This window comes from Oceaniovalibus guishaninsula JLT2003, assembly GCF_000299575.1.
GTDB lineage: Bacteria > Pseudomonadota > Alphaproteobacteria > Rhodobacterales > Rhodobacteraceae > Palleronia > Palleronia guishaninsula.
The window spans coordinates 359,029-374,197 of sequence record NZ_AMGO01000021.1 but is presented as its reverse complement, the minus strand read 5'-3'; the positions used below and the strand labels follow the sequence as shown (position 1 = coordinate 374,197).

General features: G+C 68.7%; 14 protein-coding genes and 1 tRNA gene. 2 read left to right on the top strand and 13 right to left on the bottom strand.

What is annotated here, in order from left to right:
- From OCGS_RS07815 to OCGS_RS07760, 12 genes are all read right to left on the bottom strand, one after another.
- Positions 1-623 (bottom strand): GMC family oxidoreductase N-terminal domain-containing protein (locus OCGS_RS07815; RefSeq protein ID WP_040610769.1); only part of this gene is annotated, 623 nt, incomplete at its 3' end.
- Positions 619-2,070, bottom strand: a complete 1,452-nt coding sequence (gene betB / locus OCGS_RS07810) for a betaine-aldehyde dehydrogenase (protein ID WP_007426700.1) — start codon at positions 2,068-2,070, stop codon at positions 619-621. The genes betB and OCGS_RS07815, both read right to left, overlap by 5 nt.
- Before the next feature lie 113 nt (positions 2,071-2,183).
- Positions 2,184-3,038, bottom strand: a complete 855-nt coding sequence (locus OCGS_RS07805; protein WP_007426699.1) for a universal stress protein — start codon at positions 3,036-3,038, stop codon at positions 2,184-2,186.
- Between the two features lie 91 nt (positions 3,039-3,129).
- Entirely contained in the window at positions 3,130-4,200 is a 1,071-nt protein-coding gene (locus OCGS_RS07800; RefSeq protein ID WP_052026150.1) for a flagellar basal body P-ring protein FlgI, read from the bottom strand.
- Between the two features lie 26 nt (positions 4,201-4,226).
- A complete protein-coding gene (locus tag OCGS_RS07795; RefSeq protein WP_040610676.1) occupies positions 4,227-5,219 on the bottom strand; it encodes a flagellin in 993 nt (330 codons plus the stop codon).
- 13 nt (positions 5,220-5,232) lie between these two features.
- Positions 5,233-6,660: a FlgK family flagellar hook-associated protein gene (locus OCGS_RS07790; protein WP_007426696.1), complete on the bottom strand. Its 1,428-nt coding sequence runs from the start codon at positions 6,658-6,660 to the stop codon at positions 5,233-5,235.
- 24 nt (positions 6,661-6,684) lie between these two features.
- Positions 6,685-7,992 (bottom strand): flagellar hook protein FlgE, encoded by a 1,308-nt coding sequence (locus OCGS_RS07785; protein ID WP_007426695.1) that lies wholly within the window; start codon positions 7,990-7,992, stop codon positions 6,685-6,687.
- Positions 7,993-8,059: 67 nt separating this feature from the next.
- Positions 8,060-8,869 carry a flagellar motor protein MotB gene (locus OCGS_RS07780; protein WP_007426694.1) on the bottom strand — a complete coding sequence of 270 codons (810 nt, stop codon included), beginning with the start codon at positions 8,867-8,869 and terminating at the stop codon, positions 8,060-8,062.
- Between the two features lie 113 nt (positions 8,870-8,982).
- Positions 8,983-9,058: transfer RNA gene (locus OCGS_RS07775), tRNA-Thr, on the bottom strand.
- Between the two features lie 47 nt (positions 9,059-9,105).
- Positions 9,106-10,713 carry a heme biosynthesis protein HemY gene (locus tag OCGS_RS07770; protein WP_007426693.1) on the bottom strand — a complete coding sequence of 536 codons (1,608 nt, stop codon included), beginning with the start codon at positions 10,711-10,713 and terminating at the stop codon, positions 9,106-9,108.
- A gap of 10 nt (positions 10,714-10,723) precedes the next feature.
- Positions 10,724-12,127, bottom strand: coding sequence for a COG4223 family protein (locus OCGS_RS14555; RefSeq protein ID WP_007426692.1), 1,404 nt, complete (start codon positions 12,125-12,127; stop codon positions 10,724-10,726).
- A gap of 75 nt (positions 12,128-12,202) precedes the next feature.
- Entirely contained in the window at positions 12,203-12,904 is a 702-nt protein-coding gene (locus OCGS_RS07760) for a uroporphyrinogen-III synthase (RefSeq protein ID WP_040610674.1), read from the bottom strand.
- Positions 12,905-12,975: 71 nt separating this feature from the next.
- Here OCGS_RS07760 and tsaD point away from each other — a divergent pair, with 71 nt between their 5' ends.
- Positions 12,976-14,064 carry a tRNA (adenosine(37)-N6)-threonylcarbamoyltransferase complex transferase subunit TsaD gene (tsaD, locus tag OCGS_RS07755; protein ID WP_007426690.1) on the top strand — a complete coding sequence of 363 codons (1,089 nt, stop codon included), beginning with the start codon at positions 12,976-12,978 and terminating at the stop codon, positions 14,062-14,064.
- Positions 14,061-14,474: an EVE domain-containing protein gene (locus tag OCGS_RS07750; RefSeq protein WP_007426689.1), complete on the top strand. Its 414-nt coding sequence runs from the start codon at positions 14,061-14,063 to the stop codon at positions 14,472-14,474. The genes tsaD and OCGS_RS07750 overlap by 4 nt, the downstream gene beginning before the upstream one ends.
- On the opposite strand, the gene OCGS_RS07745 is transcribed toward OCGS_RS07750, so the two are convergent.
- Positions 14,471-15,166 (bottom strand): hypothetical protein, encoded by a 696-nt coding sequence (locus OCGS_RS07745; protein ID WP_007426688.1) that lies wholly within the window; start codon positions 15,164-15,166, stop codon positions 14,471-14,473. The two genes, OCGS_RS07750 and OCGS_RS07745, sit on opposite strands and share 4 nt — an antisense overlap.
- Between the last annotated feature and the right edge of the window lie 3 nt (positions 15,167-15,169).

The following is a 15,169-nucleotide window of genomic DNA, read 5'->3' as shown; positions in this document are numbered from 1 at the left end:
AAAGCAGGACGCAGATAGGCGCGGGCGGACGAACAGCGCTGGCCGCGATGGATCGTATGCTCCATCGGGCCGAAGCCTTCCTGCTGCTCGCCGTTGTAATCCTGGGTGACGCGATAGCCCGCCTGCCGCCCCGCCTCGACGAAGGCGTGAAAAAGCGGGTTCTCGCGCCGACCCCGCGTGACGTTCAGCGGCCCGTCGCTGCCCCGCCAGGCCGGATCGCCGCCATGCCCGGCATCGTCCCACGTCTCCATCCGCTTGAAATAAGGCAGAACATCGGCATAACCCCAGCCCCGCGCCCCGCTTTCGGCCCAATGGTCGAAATCCTTGGCGTGTCCGCGCACGAACACCATCCCGTTGATCGAGGACGACCCCCCGATCACCTTGCCCCGCGGAGTGGCCAGCACGCGGTTGCCCAGATGCGGCTCGGGCTCGGTCCGGTAGCCCCAGTCATAGCGGGCCATGTTCATCGGATAGGACAGCGCCCCCGGCATCTGGATCAGCGGTCCGGCATCGCTGCCGCCATGCTCGATCACGACGACGCTGTGCCGCCCGTCCTGCGACAGCCGGTAAGCCATTGCGCAGCCTGCCGAACCGGCGCCGACAATGACGAAATCCGCCTCAATACGGGGCATCGACCGGCCCCATCCCGACATAGACGCTTTTGGTCCGGGTATAGGATTCCATGGCGGCGCGCGCATTCTCGCGCCCGAACCCCGATGCCTTGACCCCCCCAAAGGGCATTCCCGCCGGCGTCAGGTTATAGGCGTTGATCCAGACCGTCCCGGCCTGCAACCGCTGCGCCATCCGATGCGCGCGCGTCAGATCGGCGGTGAAGATCCCGGCGGACAACCCGTAAGGCGTGGCATTGGCGCGCGCCGTGACCTCGGCCTCGGTCTCGAACGACAGGACGGACATGACGGGGCCGAAAATCTCCTCGCGCGCGATTTCCATGTCGTCGGTGACATCGGCAAACACCGTCGGCGCGACGTAGAAGCCGGGACGGTCCAGCCGGTGGCCGCCCGTCACCAGCCGCGCGGCCGTCCTCCCGCGATCCACGAAGCCCAGCACGCGGTGCATCTGGGTCTCGCTGACCAGCGGGCCGAGCTGCGTGGCCTCGTCCCGCGGATCGCCGACGATCATCGCCTCGACCCGCGCCTTCAGGCGGTCGAGGAACGGCGCCAGAACGGATCGCTGCACGAAGACCCGCGTGCCGTTCGAACAAATCTGCCCGGCTGAATACATGTTGCCCAGCAGCGCGCCGGCCACCGCATCGTCGAGGCCCGCATCGTCGAACACGATCAGCGGCGACTTGCCGCCCAGTTCCATCGTCGCCTGCTTCATGCCTTGGGCGGCCAGCGAATAGACCCGCCGCCCCGTTTCGGCCGACCCGGTCAGCGACACCTTGGCCACGCGCGGATCGTCCACCAGCGCCGCGCCCACATCGCCCCCGCCCTGCAGGACGTTGAAGACGCCCGGCGGCAGACCGGCCTCGTGCAGGATTGCAGCCACTTGCAGCGCGCCCAGCGGCGTGATCTCGCTGGGCTTGAAGACCATCGCGTTGCCGGCGGCCAGCGCCGGGGCGGCCTTCCAGCAGGCGATCTGGGTCGGATAGTTCCAGGCGCCGATGCCGACGCAGACGCCCAGCGGTTCGCGCAGCGTATAGGCCCAGTCGCGCCCCAGCGGCAGGGTCGTGCCCGTCAGATCGGCCGCCAGCCCGCCGAAATAGTCCAGCGTATCGGCCCCGCTGGCGGCGTCGGCGACCAGCGTTTCCTGCAAGGGTTTGCCCGTGTCGTAGGTTTCCAGCAGCGACAGGGCGCGGTTGCGGTCCCGCATGAGACCCGCCGCCCGGCACAGGACGCGCCCGCGCGCCGCGCCGTCCATCGCCGCCCAGGCGGCCTGCCCCGCGGTCGCCGAGGCCAGCGCCGCCTCGACGATTGCAGGCGTGGCCGCGTGAAGCCGCGCGACGGTTTCGCCGGTGGCGGGGAACATGCTGTCGATGGGATCGCCCGCCGCGTCCTCGGTGAACGCGCCGTCGATGAAATGGCTGGCGGGGGGTTGCAGGTCGGTCATCCCCGACCCCTAGCCCTGTCCGACGGTGATTGACAAGGCAAGGGGCGGTCGGGCGCTGCCGGAAGGGCGGTGCGGCCCGTGCTATGTTGGCTATGATGACCCGGCGGCGCCGGTCAGTGGGCCAAGAAGACGGGCCGGTCGGTCTGTTCGACCATCGCGCGGGTGGTGCCCCCCAGGATCGCCTGACGCAGCCGCGACCGACCATAGGCGCCCATGACCGTCAGGTCGGCCTGCACGTCCGTCGCAAGGCGCCGCAGCGTATCCGACACGGGCCGCCCCTGTCCCGGCATCGGCACGACCGTCACATCATGGCCGCGATGCGCCAGAAAGGCGGCGACGTCGGCACCGGGTTCCAGCCCCTGCCCCAAGGGCAGACCGTCCGGGTCGATGCAGGCGACGGTGATCTCGGTCGGTTCGTCCAGCAGGGGAAGCACCGCGCGCAGGGCGCAAGCCGAGGCCGGAGAGGCGTTCCATGCGAAAAGCACACGACGGGGCCGTAGCGGACGGGTGGCAGGCGGATTAAGCAGCACGCCGCAGGATGTCTGGAACAGCAGCGATGTCAGGATCACCTGAAAAAGCTGAGCGTCCCGGCGCAAATCGTTTCCCATGACCGCCACGTCGCTGACCAGCGCATGGCGGGCGGCATAGGCGGCGATGGTCGCGTCCGGCCCCGACAGCGCGGTGACGTTGCCCGACAGGCCGGCCTCGGCCATCCGTTCCTCGGCCGCGCGGGCGCGTTCGGCCACCTTGTCGGTCATTTCCTGAACCTCGTCGGCCCAGCCCGCAGGCATCACGATGGCCCCGCCCATCGGCCCCAGCGCCGCCGAAACCGGCAGGTCGGGCGTGGCCCCCACGATCAGCCGGTCGATCCGCAATCGCATGTCGCGCGCGTCGTCCGCCAGCCCGGCGAATTGCCCTTCGGCCACATCGTCAGCGCCCGAAAGCACCAGCACCGTCGCGTTCTTCATCGCCGTCTCCGCCCTGCATCCCGCCCATCTTCCGCCACCGGCGTGGGCTTGTCCTTGTCATGGATCAAGCCGCTTGCGAAGTCCTGCCGCCCTATCGCACGACGAAATCCGCATGCAGGGCACCCGCCGCCTTGATGCTTTTGAGGATGTCGATCATGTCGCGGGGCGCGACGCCAAGCGCGTTCAGACCGGCCACCACCTCGGACAGGGACGTGCCATCGGGAACCTCGGCCAGACCGATGCCCGGTTCTTCGTCGATCGCGGCATTGGTGCGCGGGACCACGATGGTTTCACCCGGCGAAAACGGGTTGGGCTGCACGACCTGGGGCGCTTCCTCGATCCGCAGGGTCAGGTTGCCCTGGCTGACGGCGACGCGGCTGATGCGCACGTCCTCGCCCATGACGATGGTGCCGGATCGCTGGTCCACCACGACGCGCGCGCGGCGTTCGGGCTGGACCGAGATATTCTCGATCCGGCCCATGGCGTGGGCGGGCGACGGCATGTTGGTCGCGGCAATGTCGATCAGCACGGTTCCCGCATCCAGCATCATGGCGACCGGGCGGCGCAGATCGGCGTTGATCGCCTGTTCGATCCGTCCGGCCGTAGTGAAATCGGGGGTACGCAGGGCCAGCCGGATGCTGGTCAGCGTGGTGAAGTCGAAATCGATCTCGCGCTCGACCCGCGCGCCGCCGGGGATCGACCCGGAGGTCGGCACGCCCTGCGTGACCGATGCGGCCTCGCCCTCGGCCACGGCCCCGCCGGCGATCACCGTTCCCTGCGCCACAGCATAAATCTGGCCATCCGCGGCGTTCAGCGGCGTCATGATCAGCGTTCCGCCCAGCAACGAACCCGCATCGCCGATGGCCGACACCGTGATGTCGATCCGGCTGCCCGCGCGGGCGAAAGGCGGCAGATCGGCTGTCACCAGGACCGCCGCCACGTTCTTGGGGCGGAATTGTTCGCCGCTGACATTGACACCCAACCGTTCGAGGATGTTCGACATGATCTCCTCGGTGAAAGGCGCGTTGCGCAGGCCGTCGCCGGTGCCGTTCAGACCGACGACAAGACCGTATCCAACCAGATCGTTGCCCCTGACACCGTCGAATTCGACCAGATCCTTGATGCGGACGGGCCCGGCATGGGCCGACAGGGCGAAAACCATGCCGATGACGACAAGCGCGCCGCGGATCACAGGTAGTTCACCAGGCTGAGCCGCGACATCCGCGCGGTCATGGCATAGAGCGTTTCAAGCTGCACCTCGGTCTGCTGCAACCGGACGGCGGTGTCGTAGGGATCCGCGCCGGCCAGGTCGATGCGGGCCTGCATCAGCGCCGTGCGTTCGGTGTCGTTGCGAAGTTCGGCCGCCCCAATCTTCGCCTCCACGATTCCCAGTTTCGCCTGAAGTCCGGTCGTGCCGTCGATCGCGCCGACAAGGTTGGCCAGTGATCCCTTCATCATCGCAGCCGCCGTCGCCGGGGCGGCAGGCGGGGCGGCAAGGGCCAGCCTGGCCGTCGCCGCCATGGCCCGGCGCAGCTCGGGCGCGTCGGCGCGCACGTCCAGGGGCACGGTGTCGTCGGGCGACAGGTTCAGCGGCGCCTTGCCGGTCGTCGATCCGGCATAGGCACCGCTATCGAACCGACCGACGGGCGCCGGCGCGAACCACTCCTCGACCCTGCGGGCCTTGTCGGCCGGGTCGGGAATGGTCGCGATGTCGGCTTCGATGGCGGCCAGGATCGTGTCGGCATCCGCCAGGGCGGGACCGTCGGTGTCGATCCCAGCGAATACCGCGACACCGCCCACCTTCGTGTTCAGCGTTCCGACGATCGCCGCGAAAGCCGCCCTGCCCGCCCGCGCGACGGTGGCGATTGCCGGCCCGTCGGATTGGTTTTCGGTCACGGCAAGCTGCTTTTGAAGGCCGGTCATCTCGTTGCCGATGCGGCCCAGGGCCGCCTGCATCGCGCCGGCGGTCATGCGCGCCTCGGCCGTGGCGGTCTTCCAGGCGTCGAGCTTGGCCAGCGACCCGTCGATGCCGGCGATTCCGCCGACATCGTTGGTGGCGTTGGCGCCGGGCCGTGACTTCATCCCGGTGGCCAGTTCGTTCGACAGCCGCGCCAGGTCGCTGTTAAGCCTGACCCCCGACCGCTTGAGCAGGAAGTTCTGTGCGAGATCGCCAAATGCCATCGGTCCCATCGTCTCAAATCTCCATCAAGCGCTGAAGCATCGCATCCGCCGCCTGCAACACCCGCGCATTGGCGCCATAGGTGCGTTCGATCAGCAGGAGCGACTGCATTTCCTGGTCGGTATCGACGCCCAGTTCCATTTCCTGCTGGCGCAGCGCGTCGGCGCGCCCGGCGGCGAAGGATTGCCCGTCCTCGGCCCTGAAAAGCGCACCATGCGCCAGCGACAGAACCCCGTCGGCATGCGCGCCGAGGCTGCGGGACAGGCCGGTCGGGGACGTGACCGGATCGGGCCGGGGCTGCGCCATGACCTTCGCCATCGCATCGAGCAGCCGGGCATCGCCGGCCGGACCGGGGGCCGAGGCGGTCAGCCCGTCGCGCAAACGCCAGGCATCCCCGCCGCGGGACGGATCGACCAGATTGTTCACTTCGATCCTTTGCGCCATCCCCCGATGCGGCGCGGCGGCCGAGGCGGGACCGGGATCGGTGAACAGCGCGGGCGAACCGGCGGGGACCAGCGACACGAAACGCGCCTGAAGGTCGGCGGCAAAGACATCCAGCCGCGCCTGCGCGTCGGGCCCGGCCCTGTCCCGCAGATCGAAGGCCGCGGCCAGCGATCCGCCGCCCATCGCACCGTCAGGGCGGGTCATGTCGATTTCGCGCCCGTCGATCTTCAACGTGGACAGGGGCGTGCCGGGCACCGCGAACGGATCCATCGCGTTCGATGCCGTGAATTCCAGCGCAACCGGCCGGTCGTCGAGCAGAAGCTGTCCCGCCACCGTCATCAAGGCGACGCGCCCGTGATCGCGCGGCAATTCGCGCAGCGGCGCGATGGCGGACAGGGTGTCGATCACGACCTGCCGCTGGTCGTGCAGCGTGCTGGCATCATGGCCCGACGCCGTCTGCCGAGCGATTTCGCGGTTGAGCACCGCCACACGTTCCAGACCCCTGCGCAGATCGTCGACGGTCCGCCCGATCGTGGTGTCGGCGCGCAGGCGTTCGGCCTGCACCCCGTCCGATGCGCGGTTCAGCGTCGCGGCCAGTTCCGACGCGGCCGACACGGCCGCGGCCAGCCGCGTATCGCTTTGTGGGGCGCTGGCGGCCTCGATCAGCGTCCCTTCGAAGCGGGCGACGCGCCCCGACAGGCTGTTGGGGTCGGTTGCCGCGCCGGTCAGATCCGCGAGCCGGCGCAGCGCGTCCGTCGTCAGCGTGGCATTGCCCAGCTCTGCCTCTGCCGTGCGGCGGTCGGCGACGATGGCGGCATCCACGCGCCGGTCGATCCGCCCAGCGGTGACGCCGCCCATGGCGTTGGCGCTGACCTGCACCTCGCGCCGGGCATAGCCGGGCGTCAGCGCGTTGGCGACGTTGGACGATACCGCCTGCGCCTGCCGTCCCGCCGCGTTCAGCCCCGACAGGGCGTTGCTCATGGCGCTTGTGATGCTCATCGCTGTCTCCTCGGGGGCGGGTTATCACCGCTTCAGGTTGGTGGTTTCCTGAAGCATCTCGTCGACGGTCTGGATGATCTTCGCGTTCGAGGAATAGGCCCGCTGCGTCTGGATCAATTGGGTCAGTTCGTTGGCGACATCCGTGGTGCTGGCCTCGCGCGAATAGCCCACCGTGCCGCCGACGGGACCGTCACCCGCATCCCACAGGAACATCGGGCCGCTATCCAGCGTCAGCTTGTAAGTCTGGCCGTCCTGCGCCTGAAGCCCGTTGGGATTGGGCACGTCGATGACCGGCACTCGGTAGATCGGTCGCGTGAAGCCCGAATCGTAGATCGCGCTCATCACGCCGGAGGGGTCGATTTCAACGCCTGTCAACGTGCCCACGGCAGACCCGTTCTTCGCCAGGTTCACCGGCGCGAAGCTGCTGGAAAGTTGCGTCAGACCCCCCACCTCGCCCAGCTTGCCGACATTCAGTTCCATCTTGTTGCCACCGGCCAGAGTCAGCTCGACGCTGCCGTCGGCGTTATAGGCTGGCGCACCGCCGACCGGGACGACGCTGTCCAGCAGACCGCCGCCGGTGGCCGCGTCGCGGAACGTCAGGTCGTATTCGCCGATATCGGTCGGCGTTCCACCGGCCAAGTCGATGATCTTCATCCGCCAGGTGTTCGCCGCCCCGCCCGTTGCCGCCGCGGGCGTGAATTCGAAGCGCAGGGATTCCGGCTGCCCCAGATTGCCGAAATATTCCATGGTCAGCGATTCTGGCGCGCCCGGTGCACCGGGAACGGCGCTGGCGGCGGGCAGGTTGACGCCGATGGATGCCCTGGTCGTCGGGTTCGCGCTGTATTGGTTGTGCAGAATGTTGATGGGCCGCAGGTTCGCCCCGCTGTCGCGGGACACGGGCGGGAAGGTGCCGTCCGGGGCCGCAGGCCAACCCATCAGAACCATGCCGTTCGCATTCGTCAGGACGCCATTGTCATCGGGCCGGAACGACCCGGTGGTCATCAGCGAAAGCGGTGGCGTTCCGGCCTGATCCAGCGCGCGGAAATCGGTCACCGGAAGAAAGCCGCGACCGTTAATGGAAATGTCGGTTGCGTTGGTGCTGTTTTCCAGCTGGCCGCGCTGGTCGATCAGTTGCAGCGTCGACGTCCTGACGCCCCCCGCGGTATAGGCCTGCGTTCCCCGCCCGGCGGCCACCATCGCGTGAAAGTCCGTCACCGACCGCTTGTAGCCCGATGTCGCGCTGTTGGCGATGTTGTCGGAAATGCTGGCCAGCCGCTGGGCATTGGCGTTCAGCCCGGCAACGCCTGCGGCCAGTGAGGAGGATATGGTCATGCGGTTCGCCTTCCCTTTGCGAGTCGTCCGTCTGACCTCTTGCTAGGGCAATGGGCTTAACGTGAGACTAACGGATTCGGGACGTGTCGGGCGTCCGTAGAAGGATCAGCTCGATCCGGTCGTTGCGCATGTCCATCGGGTCGTCCTGCCAAGGCATGCGGTCGCCATGCCCGGTCATGCGGACGATCCGCGATTCGCTGACGTCCCGTTCGGTGATCAGGTCGCGCACGGCCCCGGCCCGCGCGACAGAGATGTCCCAGACGGGGTTGTCGCGCAGCACCACCGGCGCGGCCCGCAGATGGCCTTCGACAGCCAGGCCGTTCCGCGCCATGGCGAAGACCTGACCGACGACATCGACCAGATCCTTCAGCAACTGCGTCGGCTCGACGGTGCGGCCGTCGAACAGCGGCTCGTCCGGCAGCGACATCAGCGTGACGATCAGCCCCTCGTCGGTGACGCGGGTGACGATGTGGCGCAGCAGATCGTCGGCAGCCATGCTTTCGCCCGACATTGCCTTCAGCCGATCTTCGATGTCCGCCAGGGCGTCGTCGCCGGAAACGCCGGGGTCGGGAACCTGTTTTTCACCGATCCTGCCGGCATGCGCGGCCTTGATTTCGGCAAAGGCAGTGTGGCCCGACAGCGCACCGTCCCCGCCACCCGACACGCGCGCCACGGGGATCGAGGGGCTGAAATAGTCGGCAATGCCCTTGCGCTGGGTTTCGGTGGTCGCATTCAGCAGCCACATCAGCATGAAGAAGGCCATCATCGCCGTCACGAAGTCGGCATAGGCCACCTTCCACGCGCCGCCGTGATGGCCGCCGCCAGCGATGACCTTCTTGCGCTTGATGATAACCGGCGCGTTGGAACGCGTCGTCATGGCAGCCTCACTTCCCCCGACAGCCGATCTAGCATGGCGCGGTGAAGGATGACCTAACGGTTAAAATAGGCGGGATTGTTTTCGCGGCGCGGCGGGCCGGCCCAAGTGGAAAGTGGTGCCGCTGAAGGGACTCGAACCCCCGACCCCATCATTACGAATGACGTGCTCTACCAGCTGAGCTACAGCGGCCCCGTTCCGGCGCGGTTCCTAGCAAGGATCGCGCAGGGGGGAAAGGTCTATTTGGGCGGTCTTGCGCCGTTCCTGTCCGCGCCGGGCGTCTGCGCGTCCTTGGGCATGACCAGATCGGGCCCGTCGCGCGGGGGCAGATCGTCGCCTTCGAGGTCCGGCGCAGGTTGCGGTTCGGGCCGGGTCGCCGCTACCGTTTCCGGCATGTTGTCCGCACCGTCGGTCGGCGTGACGACAGGATCGCGGGTTTGCAACGGCTCGACTTCGACCGGGGCGGTTTCGACGCGGCCCACCAGCAGGGGAAGCATCCCCGATTCGACCGGCAGGGCCAGCGTGTCGTTCTGCGGTTCCGTCCAGGCCAGCGTATCGAAAGCGCCGCAATTGCCGCAGATCGGGCCCCAGGCGCCATGCACCGTGTGGCAATTGTCGCATACCCATTGCGGACCGCGCGGCACATTCAGCGCACGGGTCAGCCAGCCGCGCACGACGGCGTCGTCGGCCCCTTCGCCCCGTTCGATGGCCGCCATGATCGTGACCGACCGGGCCGTCGGCGCGGTGGTGGCCAGATCGCCCAAAGCGCGGCGCGCGGCGGGAAAGTCCTCGGCCGCGATGTACAGCTCGGCCAGAAGCATCTTCGTCTCGGGGTGGTCGGGCTTGAGCCGGGTGAGCTTGGCGAAACGCTTGATCCGCTGCTGCGGTGTCTCGTCCGGCTCCAGGTCGGCATAGGCCGCGGCCAGATCGGGATGGGGCTGAACCTCCCATGCTTTGCGCAGGACGCGGACGGCATAGCGTTGCTGGTTGTTCTCGGCATAGCCGCGGGCCGCCATCACGGCGGCCGGGATCAGATCGGGCGACAGGCGGTTCGCCTCGATCGCGGCCATCCGCGCCTCCACGCTCTTGCCTTCGTCGAGGATGTCCTTCGCTTCACTCAATGCAAGCACGGCATCGCGCCGCTTGTGAACGTCACGGGGAAGCTGGCCGTATTTCAGCTTGGCCCCCAGCGTGCGGCGCGCGCCCCGCCAGTCTTCCTGTCCGGCCTGAAGCCGCAGCAGGATATCCTGCGTTTCCGGATGGCGCGGCTTGAGAGCGAAGGCCTTTTCCGCCAGCCGCAGCGCGGTCTGGGTATCGCCCTGGTCGAGCTTCTGCTTCAACAGGCCGCGCACGCCGACGAACCGGGTCCGGTCGTCGGCCAGCAGGCGCTTGTAGACATCCTCGGCACGCTTGCGGTCGCCGATCATCTCGGCCGCCTGGGCGGTGATCAGGTTCGTTAGCTCGGGTCGGCCCAGATACTTCTCGGCCCGGTCGGCCCGTGCCATCGCCTCGCGCCCCTCGCCCGAGGCGAGCGCCAGCATGCCGTCGGCCAGCGCCTGATAGCCCTTGCGTTCCCGGTTGCGGGAGAAATACCGCGAAATGGCCGTGTCGTCGCCGTTGAGGAAGCGGATGAACGCGAAAAGCAGGCCGATCAGTTTGAACACGATCCAGCCCGTCAGCAGCAGCAGCAGCAGCGCGATGGTCGCCTGCAACGGGCCGAGCGTGAATTCCATGTTGGCGAACGACACGCGAAGCGCGCCGTCGGCGGCCATCAGCCATTGCGCGAGCACCGCTAGAAGCGCCACCGCGACGATGAAAAGGACGATCTTCAGGAGGGACCAGAGCATGAAACGTCCTTCAGTTGCTGTTCAGCGCGGCGGACAGCTGGTCCGCCGCAGCCCGCGCGTCAACACGGGCCTGGGCCCTGCGGGTCCATTCCGCCATCGCCTGCTGACCGCCGGGCGGCAGGTTCGCGATCTCGTCCAGGGCCGCGGGCAGGTCGCCCTCGGCCACACGGGCGGCGGCCCGCGACAGGACGGCATCGGGATCGGCCCCCGCGCGTTCGTCGAGCGACCGCGCCTGCGTCTGCGCGCGCAGGAACGCCGTCAGGCGATTGCCGACCCCGTCTCCGGCCGTTTCCGACAAGGACACTTCCAGCGCGTCGCGCGCGGCATCGTCGAAGGACCGCTGCAACTCCGTCAGCGACGCGACGCCGTCCGATGCCGTGGCCATCAACGGCTGCGGCACGACGATGTCCGACGCTTCCTGAAAGGCGGCGATGGATTCGAGGAACGGGCGACCGTTCTCGACCGCCGACTGGATGCGCGACATCGCGGCGGCAGCCGAGACGCGCCGCGTTTCCGCGGTGGCCGCCTGCTGCGCCTCGGCGATGGCGGCCTTCTGCGCCTCGACCTGCTCGTCGAACTGCGCCGACAGATCGCTCAACTGGGTCTTCAACGCCTCGATATCGTCCTCGGTCGGGCCGGCGGCGTTCTCCTGCACCTGATCGCGCAGATCGGACAGGCCGCTTTCCAGATCGTCGATCCGGGTCGTCAGGCCGTTCAGATCGTCGCCGAGCGCCGCCAGACGGTCGGTAGCATCCGAAACGCTGCTGTCCAGCCGGTTCGACAGATCGCCGAGCTGCCGGGTCAGCCCGTCAAGATCGGCGCGTAGCGTGTCGATCGCCGTCGTATCGCCATCGGCGGTGGCGGCATCGCTGTCGGGGGCGGCGGCGAGCGCTTCCTCGATGGCATCGACACGGGATTGCAGGGTGCCGATGCCGGTTTCGGACGCGGCCAGCCGTTCCGGCGTGTCGTCGGGGTCGGCAGGGGCGGAAAGCTGCGCCTCGACCGCGTCGAGGCGTGCGATCACCGCGGCATCGTCGTCCTGCGGCGTGAAATACGCCGCCGCAAGATAGCCGATCCCGCCCGCGACCAGACCGCCCAGCAGCAGGACGAAAAAGCCGGGGCCACGCGGGGGAGGCGCGGTTCCGGCTGCGGGGGCACCGGCACCGGTATCCTCGGGGGGCGGATCGGACGGTGTGCCGGGATCGGCAGCCGCCGACGCGGTGCCCTCGCCCGTCGTGTCGTAGCGCGCGGCATCGTCGGCCACGGGCGCGGTGCGATCCGTCCCGGCATTCTCCGGCTCGACAGGTTCGGGAACGGTTGCCGGATCGGTCGGCGCAAGTTCCGCGTCCTCGACGTTGGGATCGGTCGCGGGATCGCCCGCCCTGCCGGTGCCGGTCTGCGTCGGTTTTGCCACTCTATCATTCCCCTTCCGGTCGTCCGGCGTCCAACCGCCGAAAGAACAGGTCCGCACGAACCTTATCGTTCCCCTTCATCGCAAGTCCAGTGCGCCGGCAACCGCGAGGATCGCATCGTTCATGGCCGCGGCGTCGGGATGCGGGGCGACGGCGGCGACGGTGGCTCCCCACGCGACGGCGACCGCATCGCTCATCGCGACGACATGCAGGTCATGCGCACCATGCGGCCACCACGACCCGACGATGGCGGCGCTGCGCGGCGAATAGAGCGGCAGGACCGTCCGGCCGGTATCTGCCGCGCGCCGGGCGGCATCGGTGGGCGGACAGGGGCGCTGGTCGTAAAGCGTCGTCTCGATCACGGCGATGCCGGCGCGCTTCAGTTGCCCCGCTAGATCGCCCGCCGCGTGACGGCCCCGGATCCTGACGAACGGTTCCGGTTCGCGCGGAAGGGACAGCAGAAGCGCGCTCAGGGCGGTCGCGTCGCCCGAAGCGGAAAGGCACGTCATTCCCGCGGATCGGGCGGCGGCGGCCGTCCAGTCGCCGACCGCGACGGCCCGCCTTCCGCGCAGGTCGGCCCGCGCGGCGGCGGCGGCAACGCCCGCTTCGGAGGTGAAGATCAGCGTCCCCCGCGCGGGAATGTCGCCCGCAAGCGGCACGATCCGCAAAGCCGGCGAAAAGAGGATCGGCACCGTCAGTCCGGCGCGGCGCAGGTCGTGGGCGGTGCGGCGCGACGCCGCAAAGGGCCGTGTCAGCAACAGGGACGGGGTTCGGGTCATCGCGCGCCTGCCATTGTCGGGGCGTTCGCGCTTTGCTACGCCCGCCGAACCCTTGCCGCAACCCGATGCCCATGCCCGATACATTGACCATCCTTGGACTGGAAAGCAGCTGCGACGATACCGCCGCGGCCATCGTGCGCTTGGGGCCGGAAGAGTGTGCGCAAATCCTGTCGAACGTGGTTTCCAGCCAGACCGACCTGCATGCGCGGTTCGGCGGCGTCGTCCCCGAGATCGCGGCGCGCGCCCATGTCGAAAAGCTGGATCTCTGCACCGAAACCGCGCTGGCCGATGCCGGATTGCGGCTTGCCGATTGCGACGCTGTCGCCGTCACCGCCGGGCCGGGGCTGATCGGCGGGGTATTGGCGGGCGTGATGTTCGCGCGGGGCCTGGCCACCGCGGCCGGCCTGCCGCTGCTGGGGGTCAACCATCTGGCCGGTCACGCGCTGACCCCGAGGCTGACCGACGGCCTCGGTTTTCCCTATCTGATGCTGCTGGTCTCGGGCGGCCATTGCCAGTTCCTGCTGGTGCGCGGGGCCGACGATTTCATGCGCCTGGGCACAACCATCGACGACGCGCCGGGCGAGGCGTTCGACAAGACCGCCCGGATCCTCGGCCTTGCCCAGCCGGGCGGCCCATCGGTCGAGGCCGAGGCGCGGAGCGGCGATCCGGGGCGTTTCGCGCTGCCGCGCCCGCTGCTGAATCGGCCCGGATGCGATCTGTCGTTTTCGGGCCTCAAGACGGCGGTGTTGCGCGAACGCGACGCCTTGATGCGGGACGGCGCGCTTGCCCGGCAGGACAGGGCGGATCTGTGCGCCGGCTTTCAGGCAGCAATCTGCGACGTTCTGGCCGAAAAGTCGCGTCGGGCCATCGCGCTGGCGCGCGACGCCGGGGCCGGCGCCTTCGCCGTGGCGGGCGGCGTGGCGGCGAACGGCCCCATCCGCGCGGCGCTGGTCCGGGTCGCCGACGAGGCGGGATTGCCGTTCTCGGCGCCGCCTTTGGCGCTTTGCACCGACAATGCCGCGATGATCGCATGGGCGGGGATCGAGCGGTTTCGCCTTGGCCATCGCGACGACCCCGGCCTGACGGCGCGCCCGCGCTGGCCGCTGGACGCGACGCAGGCCCCGCGCATCGGATCGGGCAAGCGGGGGGCGAAGGTATGAAGCTTTGGCTGTTGAAATCCGAACCGTCCGACTGGTCGTGGGCCGATCAGGTCGCGCGCGGTGCCAAGGGCGAGGATTGGACCGGCGTTCGCAACCATCAGGCCCGCCGCATGCTGCGCGAGATGGCCGTGGACGACTTGGCGTTCTTCTATCATTCCCAGACCGAGCGGGCCATCGTCGGCATCGTCCGTGTGATCGCGCCTGCTCATCCCGATCCGACGGATGACACCGGCCGATGGGATTGCGTGACCGTCAGCGCCGAAGCGCCGCTGCCCCGGCCCGTGACGCTGGCCGCGTGCAAGGCGGATGGCCGTCTGGCCGGGATGGCGCTGGTGCGTCTGCCGCGCCTGTCCGTCCAGCCGGTCGAACCCGAGGAATGGACCGTCGTGCTGGACCTTGCGGGCGTCTAGCCTGCATGCCCTTGGGCGAAGGCCAGCACCAGCCAGACGACCGCCCCGACGACGAGACCGCCACGAACGACCCGCCAGACGCGGTCTGCCCCGCGCCGCCGGCGGGGCAGCGCGGCATGTAGGGGCAGCACGGCGCTCAGCCCCAGGCAGAGACCGAACAGAACGAATGCCGTTCGTCTGGGCGTCCCGTCGACCACGACCGGCCAGAGGAAGATCAGCGGCGGCAGGATCATCAGCAGGATCTGACCGGGCCCCGTCCAGCGCGCCCATCTGCCGGGCCAGAGCGCGGGCGCGGGATCGTAGAACGGTTCCGCCTTCGCGCCGCGCGGCCTGACGACGAAGGCCATCAGTGCGCCATAGACTGGCATGACGATCAGCGGCGCGATCAGATCGGATCGCTGTGTGACCGGCCCGGCAAGGACGATGACCAGAACCGCTAGAAACGACAGCGCGTTCCCGATGCCCCAGACGGCCTTCTTCAGGCGCGGCAGCACGTCGGGATAGATCGCCGCCGTTTCCAGCCGCAAGGTGCTGTCGCCCAGCCACAGCCCCGCGGCCAAGGCGACACCCGCCATCGGCATCCCCCGGCCCGAGGCAAGGACGATCAAAAACGCGACGAGACCCATCGTCAGGGTCGTCAGCAGCCCGTAAAGGTCGGGCTGCCTTTGCCTCAGCCCGCTCAGCACCGCCACGCG